Source organism: Ideonella oryzae (assembly GCF_024055665.1).
Taxonomy (GTDB): Bacteria; Pseudomonadota; Gammaproteobacteria; order Burkholderiales; family Burkholderiaceae_C; genus Ideonella; species Ideonella oryzae.
This window is the reverse complement of record NZ_JAMXMC010000008.1, coordinates 1-16,811: the sequence shown is the minus strand read 5'-3', so window position 1 is coordinate 16,811 and position 16,811 is coordinate 1. Positions and strand designations below refer to the sequence as shown.

Annotated in this window: 14 protein-coding genes, 1 other RNA gene and 2 riboswitches; of the genes, 7 read left to right on the top strand and 8 right to left on the bottom strand. The window is 68.8% G+C overall.

Annotated features, from left to right (window positions below; genetic code table 11):
* The first annotated feature begins 1 nt into the window (after position 1).
* The 3 genes from ffs (at position 2) to M0L44_RS14285 (ending at position 2,945) form a co-directional block, all read left to right on the top strand.
* Positions 2-98: signal recognition particle sRNA small type (ffs, locus tag M0L44_RS14295), an RNA gene on the top strand.
* 76 nt (positions 99-174) lie between these two features.
* Positions 175-1,836, top strand: a complete 1,662-nt coding sequence (locus M0L44_RS14290) for an NAD(P)/FAD-dependent oxidoreductase (RefSeq protein WP_252770456.1) — start codon at positions 175-177, stop codon at positions 1,834-1,836.
* Positions 1,833-2,945 carry an amidohydrolase family protein gene (locus M0L44_RS14285; protein WP_252770454.1) on the top strand — a complete coding sequence of 371 codons (1,113 nt, stop codon included), beginning with the start codon at positions 1,833-1,835 and terminating at the stop codon, positions 2,943-2,945. Before M0L44_RS14290 ends, M0L44_RS14285 begins: the two co-directional genes overlap by 4 nt.
* A 4-nt stretch (positions 2,946-2,949) precedes the next feature.
* On the opposite strand, the gene M0L44_RS14280 is transcribed toward M0L44_RS14285, so the two are convergent.
* The 5 genes from M0L44_RS14280 to M0L44_RS14260 all read right to left on the bottom strand — a co-directional run bounded on the left by M0L44_RS14280 (position 2,950) and on the right by M0L44_RS14260 (position 7,563).
* The gene (locus M0L44_RS14280) at positions 2,950-3,501 is read right to left on the bottom strand and encodes a glutathione peroxidase (protein ID WP_252770452.1); all 552 of its coding nucleotides are present in this window, start codon (positions 3,499-3,501) and stop codon (positions 2,950-2,952) included.
* A gap of 98 nt (positions 3,502-3,599) precedes the next feature.
* The gene (locus tag M0L44_RS14275; RefSeq protein WP_252770451.1) at positions 3,600-4,364 is read right to left on the bottom strand and encodes an SDR family oxidoreductase; all 765 of its coding nucleotides are present in this window, start codon (positions 4,362-4,364) and stop codon (positions 3,600-3,602) included.
* Positions 4,361-5,002 (bottom strand): peptidylprolyl isomerase, encoded by a 642-nt coding sequence (locus M0L44_RS14270; RefSeq protein ID WP_252770450.1) that lies wholly within the window; start codon positions 5,000-5,002, stop codon positions 4,361-4,363. Before M0L44_RS14270 ends, M0L44_RS14275 begins: the two co-directional genes overlap by 4 nt.
* A complete protein-coding gene (locus M0L44_RS14265; protein WP_252770449.1) occupies positions 4,999-5,799 on the bottom strand; it encodes an enoyl-CoA hydratase in 801 nt (266 codons plus the stop codon). Before M0L44_RS14265 ends, M0L44_RS14270 begins: the two co-directional genes overlap by 4 nt.
* Positions 5,800-5,889: 90 nt before the next feature.
* Positions 5,890-7,563, bottom strand: coding sequence for an acyl-CoA synthetase (locus tag M0L44_RS14260; protein WP_252770448.1), 1,674 nt, complete (start codon positions 7,561-7,563; stop codon positions 5,890-5,892).
* Between the two features lie 107 nt (positions 7,564-7,670).
* A riboswitch (glycine riboswitch) is annotated at positions 7,671-7,762 on the top strand.
* Positions 7,763-7,778: 16 nt separating this feature from the next.
* Positions 7,779-7,907, top strand: a riboswitch (glycine riboswitch).
* Positions 7,908-7,963: 56 nt separating this feature from the next.
* Between M0L44_RS14260 and gcvT the strand changes: the two genes are divergently transcribed.
* From gcvT to M0L44_RS14240, 4 genes are all read left to right on the top strand, one after another.
* A complete protein-coding gene (gcvT, locus tag M0L44_RS14255) occupies positions 7,964-9,106 on the top strand; it encodes a glycine cleavage system aminomethyltransferase GcvT (RefSeq protein WP_252770446.1) in 1,143 nt (380 codons plus the stop codon).
* A 96-nt stretch (positions 9,107-9,202) separates the two neighbouring features.
* Positions 9,203-9,577: a glycine cleavage system protein GcvH gene (gene gcvH, locus M0L44_RS14250; RefSeq protein ID WP_022981720.1), complete on the top strand. Its 375-nt coding sequence runs from the start codon at positions 9,203-9,205 to the stop codon at positions 9,575-9,577.
* A gap of 37 nt (positions 9,578-9,614) precedes the next feature.
* Positions 9,615-12,551 (top strand): aminomethyl-transferring glycine dehydrogenase, encoded by a 2,937-nt coding sequence (gene gcvP, locus M0L44_RS14245; RefSeq protein WP_252770444.1) that lies wholly within the window; start codon positions 9,615-9,617, stop codon positions 12,549-12,551.
* A 12-nt stretch (positions 12,552-12,563) separates the two neighbouring features.
* On the top strand, positions 12,564-13,955 hold the full coding sequence (locus tag M0L44_RS14240) for an L-serine ammonia-lyase (protein WP_252770443.1): 1,392 nt from the start codon (positions 12,564-12,566) through the stop codon (positions 13,953-13,955).
* A 51-nt stretch (positions 13,956-14,006) separates the two neighbouring features.
* Here M0L44_RS14240 and M0L44_RS14235 read toward each other — a convergent pair whose 3' ends face one another.
* The 3 genes from M0L44_RS14235 to M0L44_RS14225 form a co-directional block, all read right to left on the bottom strand.
* Positions 14,007-15,161: a branched-chain amino acid ABC transporter substrate-binding protein gene (locus M0L44_RS14235; RefSeq protein WP_252770442.1), complete on the bottom strand. Its 1,155-nt coding sequence runs from the start codon at positions 15,159-15,161 to the stop codon at positions 14,007-14,009.
* 157 nt (positions 15,162-15,318) lie between these two features.
* A complete protein-coding gene (locus M0L44_RS14230) occupies positions 15,319-16,470 on the bottom strand; it encodes a branched-chain amino acid ABC transporter substrate-binding protein (protein WP_252770441.1) in 1,152 nt (383 codons plus the stop codon).
* A gap of 127 nt (positions 16,471-16,597) precedes the next feature.
* The coding region (locus M0L44_RS14225; protein WP_494337297.1) for an ABC transporter ATP-binding protein C-terminal domain-containing protein at positions 16,598-16,811 on the bottom strand (214 nt) is incomplete at its 5' end.

The window sequence follows — 16,811 nt, the reverse complement described above, 5'->3', positions numbered from 1 at the left end:
TGACGGGCCTCCTCGCATGGAAGCACGGCCAACCGGGTCAGGTGGGGAACCAAGCAGCCCTAACCGTTGTGACCAGTGCCGAGTCCAGGCTCGTCACCCCTCTTCTTCAAGACCGCCGCAGCCTGGCTGCCAGGCGGTCTTGTGCTTTTGGGGCCCTGCCCGCCCCCACAGCCCATGCTCCGCATCACCGAACTGCGCCTGCCGCTGGACCATCCCGAGGACGCCCTGCGCCCCGCCATCGTGGCGCGGCTGGGCATCCGCGACGAGGAGTTGCGCGGCTTCAGCGTCTTCCGCCGCGGCTACGATGCCCGCAAGAAGGCGGCCATCGTGCTGATCTACACCCTGGACTGCGAGCTGGCCGACGAGGCCGCCGTGGCCCGTCGCCTGGCCGATGACCCGCACATCCGCCCCACCCCGGACACCCGCTACCAGTTCGTCGGCCATGCGCCGGCCGACTTCTATGCCACCGAGCGGCCGCGGCCGGTGGTGGTCGGCTTCGGGCCCTGCGGCATCTTCAGCGCCCTGATCCTGGCCCAGATGGGCCTGCGGCCCATCGTGCTGGAGCGCGGCAAGGCGGTGCGCGAGCGCACCCAGGACACCTGGGGCCTGTGGCGCCAGAAGCAGCTCAACCCCGAGTCGAACGTGCAGTTCGGCGAAGGCGGCGCCGGCACCTTCTCCGACGGCAAGCTCTGGAGCCAGATCAGCGACCCGCGCCACCTCACCCGCAAGGTGCTGACCGAGTTCGTCAAGGCCGGTGCGCCGGAGGAGATCCTCTACGTTTCCAAGCCGCACATCGGCACCTTCCGCCTGGTCAGCATGGTCGAGAAGATCCGCGCCGAGATCATCGAGCTGGGCGGCGAGATCCGCTTCCAGCAGAAGGTGACCGACCTGCTGGTGGAGACCCGCGACGGTGAGCGCCAGGTCCGCGGCGTGGTGCTGGAATCCGGTGAGGAGATCCGCACCGACCACGTGGTGCTGGCCCTGGGCCACAGCGCACGCGACACCTTCACGATGCTGCATGGCCGCGGCGTGCAGATGGAGGCCAAGCCCTTCTCGGTGGGCTTCCGCATCGAGCACCCGCAGAGCCTGATCGACCAGGCCCGCTTCGGCCCCAACGCGGGCAACGCCATCCTGGGCGCGGCCGACTACAAGCTGGTGCACCACGCCAGCAACGGTCGCGGCGTCTACAGTTTCTGCATGTGCCCGGGCGGCACGGTGGTGGCGGCCACCTCCGAGGTGGAGCGCGTCGTCACCAACGGCATGAGCCAGTACTCGCGCAACGAGCGCAATGCCAATGCCGGCATCGTCGTGGGCATCAACCCCGCCGACTACCGGCAGGACAAGGGCGGCAGCGGCCCGGTCAACCCGCTGGACGGCATGGCCTTCCAGCGCTTCTGGGAATCACGCGCCTACGAACTGGGCGGCGGCGGCTACATCGCCCCCGCCTCGCTGGTGGGCGACTTCCTCAAGCGCCAGCGCAGCAGCGCGCTGGGCAGCGTGCAACCCTCGTACAAGCCCGGTGTGCAGCTGGTGCACCTGGACCAGCCCGGCCGCACCGTGCTGCCCGAGTACGTGCTGGATGCCATCCGCGAAGCCCTGCCCGCCTTCGAGCGCCAGATCAAGGGCTTCTCGATGCGCGACGCGGTGCTGACCGGCGTGGAGACCCGCACCTCCTCGCCGCTGCGCGTCAACCGCGGCAAAGACTACCAGAGCCTCAACACCCGCGGCCTGTACCCGGCCGGTGAAGGCGCGGGCTACGCCGGCGGCATCATGTCTGCCGGGGTGGATGGCATCGAGGTGGCCGAAGCCGTGGGGCGCAGTATGCTGGGCGGATGAACGCCCGCCCCTGTGCATTGAAGCGTCGGCACATCCTGGGCTGGATGGGTGCGGCGGCCTGCCCGGCCATCGCGCCGGCCGCAGAAGCCACGCCTGCAGAGCCCATGGCAGCCGCCTCGACCGCGTCGCCGGCCCCCCCTGCTCTGGATGTGGCTGCCCTGCGCCAGGGCTATGCCAAGCGGCTCAAGGCGCTGCTCGCCGACGGTCACCTGCCTTACATCGACATCGAGAGCTCCTGCCATTCGCAGAAGCTGGATCTGGACGACATCGCCAAGGCGCTGGACAGCCAGCACACCGGCCTGATGGCGCTGTCGGCCGACATCGGCAAAGGCCAGTACGAACGCGGCGTGCGCTACGACCCGCTCAACCAGCGGCTGCTCGCTGCCTACCCGGACCGTTTCATTCCCGTGGGCAATGGCGGCCAGGGCCCCTGTCTGAACGAGGACCCCACCGGCTTCGTCGCGGCGCAGGAGGCAGCGGCCCGCCAGGGGCAGTTGCTGCTGCTGGGTGAATACGAGTTCCACCACTACCCTTCGCCACGGCAGGTCAAGCGTGGCGAGTTCGAGCGCGAGGCCAAGCTGCCGATCGACGGTCCGACCGGCCACGCGGTGTTCGGCCTGGCCAGTCGCACGGGCCTGGCCTTCCAGTTGCACTATGAGTTGGAGGACGCCAACTTCCCGCCGCTGGAGAAGATGCTGGCCCAGTACCCGAAAGCCCGGGTGGTGTGGTGCCATCTGGCCCAGATCCGCTATGAGGAGCGCGCACCGCACTACACCGCGGACTACGTGGCCTCGCTGATCCAGCGTTTTCCGCAGCTGTCCTTCGACACGGCCTTCGGAGACGCCTCGTCCATCTACCCGGCCAGCGGCCAGCACCATGCGCGGGTGTGGACGGCCCTGGGTGGGCTCAAGGACGAGTGGCGCGATCTGATCGCCGCCCACCCCCAGCGCTTCCTGTCCGCGCTGGACCTGGGTGGCGACCGGCTCGACCGCATCGCCAGCTACGACACCAAGCACCGCCACTTCCTGGCCCAGCTGCCCAAACCGGTCCAGGAGCAGGTGGCCTACCGCAATGCGTGGCGGCTGATGTTCGGCGAAGAGTTCGCCTGAACGATCAGCCCAGGGCCTTCTCGATGGCCGCCTTCAGGACCGGATGATCGGGCGTCACGTCCGGCGAGAAGCGGGCCACCACGGTGCCGTCACGGCCGACCAGGAACTTCTCGAAGTTCCACATCACGTCGGTGTCGTTCGCCGGCAGCAGGTTCTTGGAGCCCAGGCGCTCGCGGAAGGCGGTGCCATTGGCCGCGTCGGCCTTGGGCTGGGCCGCGATCAGCGCGGCGTACAGCGGGTGGCGCGGGCTGCTGTTGATGTTGACCTTCTCGAACATCGGGAACTTCACGCCGAAGTTGGCGGTGCAGAAGCTCTGGATCTCCTCGGCCGTGCCGGGCTCCTGTCCCAGGAAGTCGTTGCAGGGGAAACCCAGCACTTCCAGGCCCTTGGCGCTCTGAGCCTCGTAGAGGGCTTCCAGCGCCTCGTACTGCGGGGTCAGACCGCACTTGGACGCCACGTTCACGATCAGCAGCACCTTGCCCTTGTATTCGCCCAGCGTGGCCGGGGTGCCGTTCAGGCGTTGCAGGGGAATGTCGTAGATCGCGGACGTGGTCATGGTGGTGAACCGGCGAGGCCGGCCAGAGTTGAAGACTCCGGCCAGCTTATCCGGCCAGGCCCAACCCCATGGCGCCAGGGGTGACCGCTCACAGCGGCTCAGCGCCCGCCGGACACGTCCAGCACCGTGCCAGTGGTGTACGAGGAGGCATCGGACAGCAGCCACAGCACCGCCTGTGCCACCTCTTCGGGCTCACCGCCTCGCCCCATCGGCACGGCCGACGACAGCCGTTCCACCCGGCCGGGTTCGCCGCCGCTGGCATGGATGTCGGTGCGGATCAGGCCCGGCGCCACCGCGTTGACGCGGATGCCTTCGGCGGCCACCTCGCGCGAGAGGCCCAGCGTCATCGCATCCACCGCGGCCTTGGAGGCGGCGTAGTCCACGTACTCGAAGGCCGCGCCCAGCCTGGCCGCGCGGGAGGACAGGTTGACGATGGCCCCACCAGCCCCGCCGGCCGAGCGCGCCATGCGGCGCACCGCCTCGCGGGCGCACAGGAAGCTGCCAATGACATTGGCGCGCAGCACCCGTTCCCAGCGCCCGGTGTCCATGTCCACCAACTTGCGCTGGGTCTCCAGCACGCCCGCGTTGTTGACCAGGCCGGTGAAAGGACGGCCCAGTTCCGCGCACCAGGCATCCAGTGCGGCGAACATCGCCAGCACCTGGGTCTCGTCGGCCACGTCGGCCGGCACCGCGCGGGCCAGGCCGCCAGCGGCCTGCACCTCGGCCACCAGGGCCTGGGCGGCCGCGGCCTCGCGCCGGTAACTGAACATCACCGCCACGCCCTGGGCCGCCAGTTGGCGCACCACCGCCGCACCGATGCCACGCGAGCCACCGGTCACCAACACCACAGCCGCCTGGCTCATTTCACCTCCCGGGCCCACAGCAGCCGCACCGGCTGCCTGAGCATCTGTCCTTGCACATAGGCCTCGCCCTGTGCCGGGTCGGTCGCGCCAGCGTAGATGCGGCGCACCGTGTCCATGCCGAAGACCACCTGCCCCAGCGCGGCGAAACCCTGGCCATCGGGGTTGCGCAGGGCACCCGCATCCAGCCCCGGCTGCGGCCCCACGCAGATGAAGAAGGCCGCGCCACCGCCGGTGCCTGGCGCGCCGCGGGCCAGGGACACCGTGCCATCCAGGTGCCGCAGCCCGGTCTGACGGGTGCTTTCATGAGCCACCGGCGGCAGCGCGCGCGGGTCGTTCTCGTCCAACAGGCCGCCCTGGATCACTTCGATGGGTGGCGTGCCATGGTCGTTGTCGCGCCGCACCACGCGGTAGAAGCCAGCGCCCTGGTCGTACAGGCCGCGCTGAACGTACTGCAGAAAGTCCCCCGCCGACCGCGGCGCGTGGCGGGTGTCCAGCACGATGACGATGGGGCCCTCGGTGGTCATCAGCATCACGCGCGGCAACTCGCTGGCGTGCGCCGCGCTCAGGGTGGCACAGCCCATGGCCCAGCCCAGCAGGGTGCCGGTGAACAGCCGGCGCCGCACCCTGCCCCCGCTCATGCCGGGTCCTTGCGGGCCCAGGCCGGTGGACGCTTGTCGATGAAGGCCTGCACGCCCTCAAGCGCAGCCTCGTCCATCATGTTGCAGGCCATGGTCTGCGCGGCATCGGTGTAGGCGGCTTCGATGCCCGACTCCAGCTGACGGTAGAACAGCTCCTTGCCCAGGGCCACCGCGGTGCGCGGCTTGGCCACGATGCTGGCCACCACCCGCTCGACCTCCTCGTCCAGCGTCTCGGGCGTGGCCACGCGGTTGACGAGGCCCTTGGCCAGGGCCTGCTCGGCGCTGATGAACTCGCCGGTCACCAGCATCTCGAAAGCCGCCTTGCGGCCGATGTTGCGCGACAGGGCCACCGCCGGCGTGGAACAGAACAGGCCCAGGTTGACACCGCTGACCGCGAAGCGCGCGCTGGAGGCGGCCACCGCCAGATCGCACATGGCCACCAGCTGGCAACCCGCGGCCGTGGCCACGCCCTGCACCTTGGCCACCACCGGCACCGGCAGCTTCTGCAGGGCCATCATCACCTTGCCGCATTCGCTGAACAGGGCGCGGTAGTACTCGGCCGAGGGCTGGGCCCGCATCTCCACCAGATCATGGCCGGCGCAGAAGGCCCGGCCGGCCGCGGCCAGCACCACCACGCGGACGGTGTCGTCGCGGGCGATGGCCGCCAGCTCGGTGCGCAGCGCGGCCAGCATGGCTTCGGACAGCGCGTTGAAGGCCTGCGGCCGGTTCAGCGTCAGCGTGACGACGCCGCGCGCGTCCTGGCTGCGCAGCAGAAGGGGATCCTCGGTGGTGAGCATGGTCTCTCCGCGAAAAAAAGGGGGACGCCCTGCGTCCCCCGTTCAGCGTAGGTCAGCGCGCCGCGGCTGGCAAGCCGGGTGCGCCCGGTGTCAGTCGAAGGCCGCGTTGGACTTGGCCTTCTCACGCAGCATGAACTTCTGGATCTTGCCGGTCGAGGTCTTGGGGATGGGTTCGAAGCGGATCTCGCGCGGCACCTTGTAGCCCGCCAGCAGGCTCTTGCAGTGGGCGATCAGCTCCTCGGCCGTCACCTGGGCGCCCAGGGCCAGTTCGACGAAAGCCACCGGCGTCTCGCCCCACTTCGGGTCGGGCTTGGCCACCACGGCCGCAGCCGCCACCGCGGGGTGGCGGTACAGCGCGTCTTCCACCTCGATGGAGCTGATGTTCTCGCCGCCGGAGATGATGATGTCCTTGCTGCGGTCCTTGATCTTGACGTAGCGGTCGGGCTCCAGCACGGCCAGGTCCCCGGTGTGGAACCAGCCGCCGGCAAAGGCCTTGTCGGTGGCGCTGGGGTTCTTCAGGTAGCCCTTCATCGCCACGTTGCCACGGAACATGATCTCGCCCATGGTGGCACCGTCGGCCGGCACCTCGGTCATGGTCTCCGGATCCATCACCGTCATGCCCTCTTCCATGGTGTGGCGCACACCCTGGCGGCCATTCAGGCGGGTCTGCTCGGAGAGGCTTTCGCTGGCCCAGGACGTCCGCTTGGCCGCCACCGCGGCCGGGCCGTAGACCTCGGTCAGGCCGTAGACGTGGGTGATGTCGAAGCCCATCTTGGCCATGCCCTCGATCATGGCGGCCGGCGGTGCAGCCCCCGCCACCATGCCGCGCACCCGCTGGGTGATGCCGTCGCGCAGCGACGGATCGGCCGAGATCAGCAGGTTGTGCACGATGGGCGCGGCGCAGTAGTGATCGGCCTTGTGCTCGCGCATGGCCTCCAGGATGGACTTGGCGTCGACCTTGCGCAGGCACACATGGGTGCCCGCCAGCATCGCGATCGTCCAGGGGAAGCACCAGCCGTTGCAGTGGAACATCGGCAGCGTCCACAGGTAGACCGGGAACTGCGGCATGGTCCAGGTGGCGGCGTTGCAAACGGCGTTCAGGTAGGCGCCACGGTGGTGGGTGACCACGCCCTTGGGGTCACCGGTGGTGCCGCTGGTGTAGCTCACCGCGATGGCGTCCCATTCGTCGGCCGGGCCGTCCAGCTGGGCCACCGGTGCATGCGCGGCCAGCAGAGCCTCGTATTCATGCGTGCCCACACGTTCGGCGCGGCCGGTGTATTCGCTGTCGGCCACGTCGATCACGATGGGGTCGCGGCCATGGTCCTCGCGCAGGCGGCGCAGGGCCTCGAACATCAGGGGGCCGAACTCGGTGTCGGTGATCAAGACCTGCGTTTCGCAGTGGTTCATCTGCCAGGCCAGCAGCGGCGCGTCCAGCCGGGTATTCAGGGTGTTGAGCACCGCGCCGGTGGCGGGCACGCCGTAATGGGCTTCCACCATCTCCGGCGTGTTGGGCAGCATCACGCTGACCGTCGTGCCGCGCCCCACGCCCAGCGCCTTCAGGGCCGCCGCCAGACGGGCACTGCGCTCACGCGTCTGAGCCCAGGTGTAGCGACGCTGGCCATGGATCACGGCAGGCAGGTCACCGAACACTTCGGCCGTGCGCTCCACATAGCTGGTGGGCGACAAGGGCACGTAGTTGGCAGGGTTCTTGTCCAGGTGCTGGTCGTAGATGCCGGGCGTGGTAACGCTGGGGTTGCCGCTCATGGCCTGTCTCCTCTGGCTTATAGGGTTGTTCCAAAAATGTACACCGGTGACTCTATGCGGCGGACATGAACGCAAACTGACCAAAACCGGCGGCGCGCGGTTACACTGACTAGATGTCAGGAGAGAGCCCCACCCGGGGCCGCCGAAGGCGCAGAGGGTCTCCCCTCGAACGCTCAGGCAAAAGGACTGGCAGCCGTGCCGGTGGCAACACCGACACGTTCCTCACTGGAGAGAGGCTGGCGATGGCAACAGTGCCATGAACCAGCCCACCGAAGGGGCAAGCAGCCTCCCGCGCAACACGCGGCGCTGCCAATCTCTCAGGTAAAGCGGACAGCGGGGGCCCTTGGATGATCTTTTCAGCCAGACGCCCCGCCCACTTTCCCACGAGAGACTCCTGCCCATGAGTGACGCTGCCGACCTGCTCCAGACCCCGCTGCACGCCCTGCACCTCGAACTTGGCGCCCGCATGGTGCCCTTTGCCGGCTACGCCATGCCGGTGCAGTACCCCTCCGGCCTGATGGCCGAGCACCGCCAGTGCCGCGAGGCCGCCGCCCTGTTCGACGTCTCTCACATGGGCCAGTTGCGCCTGATCGGCGCCGACGCCGCCGCCGCGCTGGAAACCCTGGTGCCGGTCGACGTGATCGACCTGCCCGCCGGCAAGCAGCGCTATGCCTTCTTCACCAACGACGAAGGCACGCTGCTCGACGACCTGATGATCACCCGCCCGGCCGGTGACGCTGCGGCCGCGTTTGGCGACCTGTTTGTGGTGGTCAACGCCGGCTGCAAGGCCGCCGACATCGCCCACCTGCAGGCCCACATCGGCAGCCGCTGCACCGTGCAGCCCCTGCCCGAGCGCGCCCTGCTGGCCCTGCAGGGGCCGCAGGCCGTCACCGCCCTGTCGCGCCTGAACCCGCGCGTGGCCACCCTCACCTTCATGACCGGCGGCCTGTTCACGCTGGCCGGCGCCGAGTGCTTCGTCACCCGCTCCGGCTACACCGGCGAGGACGGCTTCGAGATCTCGGTGCATGAAAGCCAGGCCGAGGCCCTGGCCCGCGCCCTGCTGGCCGAACCCGAAGTGAAGCCCGCCGGCCTGGGCGCGCGCGACACCCTGCGCCTGGAGGCCGGCCTGTGCCTGTACGGCCACGACATCGACACCACCACCAACCCGGTGGAAGCGGCGCTGACCTGGGCCATCCAGAAGGTGCGCCGCGCCGGTGGCGCGCGGGCCGGTGGCTACCCCGGTGCCACCGTGATCGACGCCCAGTTCGCCAACGGCCCGGTGCGCAAGCGCGTGGGCCTGGTGGGCAAGGAGCGCGCCCCGGTGCGTGAGGGCACCGCGCTGGTGGCCGCCGACGGCACGCCGCTGGGCACCGTCACCAGCGGCACCCTGGGCCCCACCATCAACACCCCGGTGGCCATGGCCTATCTGCCGATGACCCATGCCACAGTGGGCACCGAAGTCTTTGCCGAAGTGCGTGGCAAGCGCCTGCCGATGACGGTGGCCACCATGCCCTTCACCCCCAACCGCTATTACCGCGGGTGATCCGCGGCTGATGCCCACGCGGGTGCCGTCGCAGGCAGCCGCCATCCGTTGTCCCTTTCCTTCAACTCGCCCCTCAACGCTTCGCAGGAGCCTGCCATGACCGTCAAGTTCACCCACGACCACGAGTGGATCAACATCGCCGACACCGCCGCCGCCATCGTCGGCATCACCGTGCATGCCCAGGACGCCCTGGGTGACGTGGTCTTCGTGGACCTGCCCGAAGTCGGCAAGACCATCGCCAAGGGCGAGATCGCCGGCGTGGTCGAGTCGGTCAAGGCCGCGGCCGACGTGTACATGCCCGTCTCGGGCGAGATCGTCGAGGTCAACGAGGACCTGCGCAATGACCCCGCCCTGGCCAACAGCGACCCGCTGGGCGCCGGCTGGTTCTTCAAGGTCAAGCTGTCCGCCCCGGCCGAGCTGGACGGCCTGATGGATTCCACCGCCTACGACGCCCTGCTCAAGACCCTCTGATCCGCTGACCGATCCCGTTCCTGCCGAGACTGCCACCATGCTGACTTCCTCCCACGCCCCCCTGGCCGAGCTTGAGAACGCCACGGCCTTCGCCTCCCGCCACATCGGGCCGGGGGCCGACGACGAAGCCACCATGCTGGCGGCCATCGGCCCGGCCTCGCGCCGCGCGCTGATCGAGGCCATCGTGCCGGCCGCCATCGCCCGCACCGCGGCGATGGACCTGCCCGCCCCGGTCACCGAGGAGCAGGCCCTGGCCGAGCTCAAGGCCATCGCCGGCAAGAACCAGCGGCTGCGCAGCTTCATCGGCCAGGGCTACCACGGCACCTTCATCCCGGGCGTCATCCTGCGCAACATCCTGGAGAACCCCGCCTGGTACACCGCCTACACGCCCTACCAGGCCGAGATCTCGCAGGGCCGCATGGAAGCGCTGGTCAACTTCCAGACCATGGTGACCGACCTCACCGGCATGGCCATCGCCAACGCCTCCATGCTGGACGAGGCCACCGCCGCGGCCGAAGCCATGACCCTGGCGCGCCGCAGCGTCAAGGCCAAGGGCCACACCCTGATCGTCTCGGGTGACACGCATCCGCAGATCATCGAGGTGCTGCAGACCCGCGCCAAGCCGCTGGGCCTGACGATCCAGCTGGCCAACTCGGCCGAGGAATGGACCGCCGCCCTGGCCGGCGACGACTACTTCGCCGCCCTGGCCCAGTACCCGGCCAGCAGCGGCTGGCTGCACGATTGGTCGGCCGACGCCGCCACCGTCAAGGGCAAGCAGGCCGCCTTCATCCTGGCCGCCGACCTGCTGGCCCTGACCGTGCTGAAGACCCCCGGTGAGATGGGCGCCGACATCGTGCTGGGCAGCACCCAGCGCTTCGGCATGCCCATGGGCGCTGGCGGCCCGCACGCTGCCTACATGGCCTGCCGCGACGAGTTCAAGCGCAGCCTGCCCGGCCGCCTGGTGGGTGTCAGCGTGGACAGCCACGGCAACCCGGCCTACCGCCTGGCCCTGCAGACCCGCGAGCAGCACATCCGCCGCGAGAAGGCCACCTCCAACATCTGCACGGCCCAGGTGCTACCGGCCGTCGTGGCCAGCATGTACGCCGTCTACCACGGCCCGCAGGGCCTCGCCCGCATCGCCCTGCGCGTGGCGCGCTACCTGGGCATCCTGGTGGCCGGCCTGAAGCAGTTGGGCGTGGACCTCAGCCAGACCCACCACCTGGACGCCGGCGCCTTCGACACCGTCTGCCTGCACACCGGCGAGCGCACCGCTGGCCTGATGGCCCGCGCCGTCAGCCTGGGCGCCAACCTGCGCAGCCCCTGGCCTGGCTACCTCAGCATCACGCTGGACGAGACCACCACCCGCGAGGACCTGGCCCTGCTGTGGCGCATCTTCGCGGCCGAAGACCAGGCCCTGCCCAGCGTGGACGAGCTGAGCCTGACCGGCGACCTGATCCCGCCGGCCCTGCGCCGCACCAGCGCCTTCCTGACCCACCCGGTCTTCAACAGCCACCACAGCGAAACCGAGATGCTGCGCTACATCCGCAAGCTCTCGGACAAGGACCTGGCGCTGGACCGCAGCATGATCCCGCTGGGTTCCTGCACCATGAAGCTCAACGCGACCAGCGAGATGATCCCCATCACCTGGCCCGAGTTTGCCGAGGTGCACCCCTTCGCACCCGCCGATCAGCTGGCCGGCTATGCCGAACTCAACGACCAGCTCTGCGGCTGGCTGGAGCAGGCCACCGGCTACGCCGGCGTCAGCCTGCAGCCCAACGCCGGCTCGCAGGGCGAGTACTCTGGCCTGCTGGCCATCTGCGCCTGGCACGCCAGCCGCGGCGAGGGCCATCGCAACATCTGCCTGATCCCGGAAAGCGCCCACGGCACCAACCCGGCCAGCGCGATGATGGCCGGCTTGCAGGTCGTCGTCGTCAAGTGCGATGCCAACGGCAGCGTGGACCTGGGCGACCTGAAGGCCAAGTGCGAGCAACATGCCGCCAACCTGGCCTGCATCATGATCACCTACCCCTCCACCTACGGTGTCTACGACCTGCAGGTGAAGGAACTCTGCGCCATGGTCCATCAGTACGGTGGCCGGGTCTACGTGGACGGCGCCAACATGAACGCCCTGGTCGGCATTGCCGCCCCTGGCCAGTTCGGTGGTGACGTGAGCCACCTGAACCTGCACAAGACCTTCTGCATCCCGCACGGCGGTGGTGGCCCGGGCGTCGGCCCCGTCTGCGTGGTGGAGGACCTGGTGCCCTTCCTGCCCGGCCATGCCACGGCGGGCCAGGTACGCGCGGGCGGCGTTGGTGCGGTCAGCGCCGCGCCCTACGGCAATGCTGCCGTGCTGCCGATCAGTTGGATGTATGTGCGCATGATGGGTACGGCCGGCCTGACCGCCGCCACCGAGACCGCCATCCTGAACGCCAACTACGTGGCCGCCCGCCTGGCCGACCACTACGACATCCACTTCAGCGGCAACGTGGCCGGCGTGAAGGGCGGCGGCGTGGCCCACGAGTGCATCCTGGACCTGCGCCCGCTGAAGGACAGCAGCGGCGTGAGTGCCGAGGACGTGGCCAAGCGGCTGGTGGACTATGGCTTCCACGCCCCGACGCTGAGCTTCCCGGTGGCCGGCACGCTGATGGTGGAACCCACCGAAAGCGAGCCCCTGTTTGAGCTGGACCGCTTCTGCGACGCGATGATCGCCATCCGAGAAGAGATCCGCCAGGTCGAGGCCGGGGTCTGGCCCCGCGAGGACAACCCGCTGCACAACGCGCCGCACACCGCCGCCAGCCTGCTCAGCGGCGAGTGGACGCACCCGTACAGCCGCGAGGTGGCCGCCTACCCGGTGGCCAGCCTCAAGCAGGTGAAGTACTGGTCGCCGGTGGGCCGCGTGGACAACGTCTACGGCGACCGCAACCTGTTCTGCAGCTGCCTGCCGGTGAGCGCCTACGGCGACACCCCGGCCTGAGGCAGCGCCACCGTGGCGGTCTCCGTCTTCGACCTGTTCAAGGTCGGCATCGGCCCCAGCAGCTCCCACACCGTGGGGCCGATGCGCGCGGCGCGCCTCTTCGGCCTGCGCCTGCGCAGCGAGAGCCTGCTGCCGCAGGTGGCACGCATCCACTGCGGGCTCTACGGCTCATTGGGCGCCACCGGCAAGGGCCACGGCAGCGACAAGGCCGTGCTGCTGGGCCTGGCCGGGCTTGAGCCCGACACGGTGGACGTGGACCAGGTCCCTGCCCTGTTGCTGGACTGGCGCACCCGCCAGGAACTGCCCCTGCTGGGCGAACAGCCCCTGCACTTCGTCGAGGCCGAGGACCTGCAGTTCCTCAAGCGCGAGACCCTGCCTTTCCATGCCAACGGCATGCGGCTGACGGCCTTCGATGCCGCGGGCGCCGAGCTGTGCAGCCGCGTCTACTACTCGGTGGGTGGCGGCTTCGTGGTCAGCGACGAGGTGGCGGCCGACGGCAGCCGGCAGAAGGTCATCGCGCCCGATGCCACCGTGCTGCCCCTGCCCTTCACCACCGGCGCCCAGCTGCTGGCCCAGTGCCGCGCACAGGGCCTGAGCATCGCTCAGGTGATGCGCGCCAACGAGCGCCACTGGCGCAGCGATGCCGAGATCGACGCCGGCCTGCAGAACATCTGGCAGGTGATGCAGGCCTGCGTGCGCCGCGGCTGCCAGACCGAAGGCACCCTGCCCGGCGGCTTCAAGGTCAAGCGCCGCGCCGCCGCACTCTATCGCGCGCTGACGGAACACCCCGAAGCGGCGCTGAAGGACCCCCTGCAGGTGCTGGACTGGGTGAACCTCTACGCCCTGGCCGTCAACGAGGAGAACGCCGCGGGCGGCCGCGTCGTGACCGCGCCGACCAACGGCGCGGCCGGCATTGTGCCGGCGGTGCTGCACTACTACCACCGCTTCGTGCCCGGAGCGAGCACGCAGGGGGTGATGGACTTTCTGCTCACCGCCGCGGCCATCGGCATCCTCTACAAGGAGAACGCCAGCATCAGCGGCGCCGAGGTGGGCTGCCAGGGTGAAGTGGGCGTGGCCTGCTCCATGGCCGCCGGTGCCCTGGCCGCCGTGCTGGGCGGCACGCCAGAGCAGGTGGAGAACGCCGCCGAGATCGGCATGGAGCATCACCTGGGCCTGACCTGTGACCCGGTGGGCGGGCTGGTGCAGATCCCCTGCATCGAGCGCAACGCCATCGCCTCGGTCAAGGCCCTCAACGCCGCCCGCATGGCCCTGCGCGGCGACGGCACCCACCATGTCAGTCTGGACAAGGTCATCAAGACCATGCGCGAGACCGGCGCCGACATGAAGACCAAGTACAAGGAAACCGCCCGCGGCGGCCTGGCGGTCAACATCGTGGAGTGCTGAAAAAAAGCCGCCCTCGGGCGGCTTTCTCGCTTCTGGCGCTTCGGCCCGGGATCAGCGCACCACGCCGATCGTGGCCTTCTGGCCTGCCTTGAACGTGGACAGGGTCAGGGCACCGTTCTGGATGTCGCCCTTGTCGTCGAAGCTGATGGCGCCGGTCACGCCCTTGTAGCCGCTGGTCTTGGCCAGCACGGGCAGGTACTTGGCCGGGTCGGCCGAGTTGGCCTTAACCATGGCCTGGGCCATCACCATCGTGGCGTCGTAGGTGTAGGGCGAATACAGCTGAACCTCGGTGCCGAAGCGCTTCTTGAAGCGCGCCTTGAAGTCGTCCATGCCCTTGACGGCGGCCTTGTCGTTGGGGTCGATGCCACCGGCCTCGGCGCAGATGAGCTGGCCATCGGCCAGGGCGCCCGCGGCCAGCTTGGGCATCTCGCTGGTGCACAGGCCGTCGCCGCCCATCAGCTTGGCCTGGATACCCAGTTGCTTCATCTGGCGGGCCAGCGGACCGCCCACGGCGTCCATGCCGCCGTAGAAGATCACGTCCGGCTTGGCCGCCTTGGCCGCGGTCAGGATGCCCATCAGATCGGTGGCCTTGTCGCTGGTGAATTCGCGCTTGACCACCTTGCCGCCCGCGGCCTTCACGCCCTTGTCGAACTCGTCGGCCACGCCCTGGCCGTAGGCGGTGCGGTCGTCGATCACGACAATGCTCTGGGCATGCAGGGTCTGCACCGCATACTTGCCCAGCGTGGCCCCGAGGTGCACGTCATCGGCCACCACGCGGAAGGTGGTCTTGAAGCCCTGGCGGGTGTACTTGGGGTTGGTGACGCTGGCCGCGATCTGCGGAATGCCAGCACCGGCGTAGATGCGCGAGGCCGGGATGGAGGTGCCCGAGTTCAGGTGGCCGATCACGCCATTGACCTTGTCGTCGGCGAACTTCTGCGCGGCGGTCGTGCCCTGCTTGGGGTCACCAGCGTCGTCTTCGGCCAGCAGTTCGAACTTGGCCTTCTTGCCACCGATGGTCAGCCCCTTGGCGTTGAGCTCTTCCACGGCCAGGCGGGCACCGTTCTCGTTGTCCTTGCCCAGGTGGGCGGCGCCACCGCTGGTGGCGTTGACGGTGCCGATCTTGATCAGCAGGTCTTCGGCTTGGGCATTGCCAGCCCACAGGGCAGCCGCTGCAGCCGCGGCCAGGCAAGTCAATGGAGTTTTCATCTTGGTGTTCTCAGATCACAGAGCGGGCCAAAAGCTTAACGCCTCGCCAAAGGATTCACCCTGATCGAGGTGAAGCTCGGCCATGAAAAAGGGCCGCCCGAAGGCGGCCCTTGGGAAAGGGTCTGTCGACGCCAGGTCTCTGGCGCAGGGCGGTGGGTCAGTGCACCACGCCCAGGGCAGTCTTCTGACCGGCCTTGTAGGTGTACAGCGTCAGGGCGCCATTCTTGATGTCACCCTTCTCGTCGAAGCTGATCACACCCGTCACGCCCTTGTAGCCCGTGGTCTTGGCCAGCACCGGCAGGTACTTGGCCGGATCCGCCGAGCCCGCCTTCTCCATCGCCGCCACCATCACGTTGGTCGCGTCGTACACGTACGGTGCGTAGATCTGCACGTCCGCGCCGAACTTCTTCTTGAACTTGGCGCGGAAGTCTTCCATCGCCTTGACCGCGGCCTTGTCCTTGTCGTCGATACCACCGGCCTCGGCGCACACCACTTGGTCGTCGGCCATCGTGCCCGCGGCCAGCTTGGGCAGCTCGCCCGTGCAGATGCCGTCGCCGCCCATGAACTTGGCGCTCAGGCCCAGTTGCTTCATCTGGCGCAGCATCGGGCCGGCCACCGCGTCCATGCCGCCGTAGAAGACCAGGTCCGGCTTCGTGCCCTTGATGGAGGTCAGGATAGCGGTGAAGTCCGTGGCCTTGTCGTTGGTGAATTCGCGCTTGACCACCTTGCCGCCCGCGGCCTTCACGCCCTTCTCGAACTCGTCGGCCACGCCCTGGCCATAGGCCGTGCGGTCGTCGATCACGGCAATGGTCTTGCCCTTGAGCGTGGTCACCGCGTACTTGCCCAGCGTGCCGCCCAGGTGCACGTCGTCAGCCACCACGCGGAAGGTGGTCTTGAAGCCCTGACGGGTGTACTTCGGGTTGGTCGCCGACGGCGAGATCTGCGGGATGCCCGCGTCCGAGTAGATCTTCGAGGCCGGAATCGTCGTGCCCGAGTTCAGGTGCCCGATCACGCCGTTGACCTTCTCGTCCACCAGCTTCTGCGCCGCCGCCGTGCCTTGCTTGGGGTCCGCCGCGTCGTCTTCGGCCAGCAGTTCAAACTTGGCCTTCTTGCCGCCGATCATCACGCCCTTGGCGTTCAACTCGTCGATGGCCATGCGCGCACCGTTCTCGTTGTCCTTGCCCAGGTGCGCAATGCCGCCGCTGGTCGGCCCGACGTGACCAATCTTGACCACCAGGTCTTCAGCGTGCACAGCACCCGCCAGCAGAGCCACCGCAGCGGCCGCGACCAGATTCATTTGAATCTTCATGAACTCAGTTCTCCGAGGGTTGAGAAAGGCACGCGGGAAGCCGCCGGGATGGCAGCCAGGGTGTGCAGGCGGACACCGCTTCTCCGCTGGGAACACGGCCTGCAGGAAAAAAATCGCGGGGTACCGCTCACTCGCCCAGATAAGCGGCGCGCACCTTGGGGTCGCTCAGCAGCTCCTGCGCCGGGCCGGTCATGCTGACCTCGCCAGAGTCCAGCACATAGCCCCGGTCGGCCAGGGCCAGCGCCCGGCTGGCGTTCTGCTCGACCAGCAGCATCGTCGTGCCCTGCGCGTGGATGGTCTGCACCACCTCGAAGATCTTGTCCACCATGATCGGGGAGAGA

Coding starts and splice junctions, on each gene's coding strand:
- M0L44_RS14265 (WP_252770449.1), bottom strand. CDS start 5,799: ATGCTCACCACCGAGGATCCCCTTCTGCTGCGCAGCCAGGACGCGCGC.
- M0L44_RS14290 (WP_252770456.1), top strand. CDS start 175: ATGCTCCGCATCACCGAACTGCGCCTGCCGCTGGACCATCCCGAGGAC.
- M0L44_RS14270 (WP_252770450.1), bottom strand. CDS start 5,002: ATGAGCGGGGGCAGGGTGCGGCGCCGGCTGTTCACCGGCACCCTGCTG.
- M0L44_RS14230 (WP_252770441.1), bottom strand. CDS start 16,470: ATGAAGATTCAAATGAATCTGGTCGCGGCCGCTGCGGTGGCTCTGCTG.
- gcvT (WP_252770446.1), top strand. CDS start 7,964: ATGAGTGACGCTGCCGACCTGCTCCAGACCCCGCTGCACGCCCTGCAC.
- M0L44_RS14280 (WP_252770452.1), bottom strand. CDS start 3,501: ATGACCACGTCCGCGATCTACGACATTCCCCTGCAACGCCTGAACGGC.
- M0L44_RS14235 (WP_252770442.1), bottom strand. CDS start 15,161: ATGAAAACTCCATTGACTTGCCTGGCCGCGGCTGCAGCGGCTGCCCTG.
- gcvH (WP_022981720.1), top strand. CDS start 9,203: ATGACCGTCAAGTTCACCCACGACCACGAGTGGATCAACATCGCCGAC.
- M0L44_RS14260 (WP_252770448.1), bottom strand. CDS start 7,563: ATGAGCGGCAACCCCAGCGTTACCACGCCCGGCATCTACGACCAGCAC.
- M0L44_RS14285 (WP_252770454.1), top strand. CDS start 1,833: ATGAACGCCCGCCCCTGTGCATTGAAGCGTCGGCACATCCTGGGCTGG.
- M0L44_RS14275 (WP_252770451.1), bottom strand. CDS start 4,364: ATGAGCCAGGCGGCTGTGGTGTTGGTGACCGGTGGCTCGCGTGGCATC.
- gcvP (WP_252770444.1), top strand. CDS start 9,615: ATGCTGACTTCCTCCCACGCCCCCCTGGCCGAGCTTGAGAACGCCACG.